General features: G+C 46.5%; 1 tRNA gene and 1 rRNA gene. Both read left to right on the forward strand.

Annotated elements, in window-relative coordinates:
* Nucleotides 1–83: ribosomal RNA gene (locus tag MXM41_RS22670) — 16S ribosomal RNA — on the forward strand; the annotation flags it as partial.
* Nucleotides 84–168: 85 nt separating this feature from the next.
* Nucleotides 169–244: transfer RNA gene (locus MXM41_RS22675), tRNA-Glu, on the forward strand.
* Nucleotides 245–443 lie beyond the last annotated feature (199 nt).

A 443-nucleotide genomic window follows, 5' to 3' on the forward strand; every position in this document is an offset into this window, starting at 1 on the left:
CGCTTACCACTTTGTGATTCATGACTGGGGTGAAGTCGTAACAAGGTAACCGTAGGGGAACCTGCGGTTGGATCACCTCCTTACCTTAAAGAACCTGCCTTTGCAGTGCTCACACAGATTGTCTGATAGAAAGTAAATAGCAAGGCGTCTTGCGATTGAGACTTCAGTGTCCCCTTCGTCTAGAGGCCCAGGACACCGCCCTTTCACGGCGGTAACAGGGGTTCGAATCCCCTAGGGGACGCCACTTGCTGGTTTGTGAGTGAAAGTCACCGGCCTTTATATCTCAAAACTAACTCACTGAGTTACGTTTGAGATATTTGCTCTTTAAAAATCTGGATCAAGCTGAAAATTGAAACGACACACGAAAGTGTGTTCGAGTCTCTCAAATTTTCACAATCATGAAGTGAAACATCTTCGGGTTGTGAGGTTAAGCGACTAAGCGT

The sequence above is a fragment of the Leclercia adecarboxylata genome (genome assembly GCF_035787115.1).
GTDB lineage: Bacteria > Pseudomonadota > Gammaproteobacteria > Enterobacterales > Enterobacteriaceae > Enterobacter > Enterobacter adecarboxylatus_E.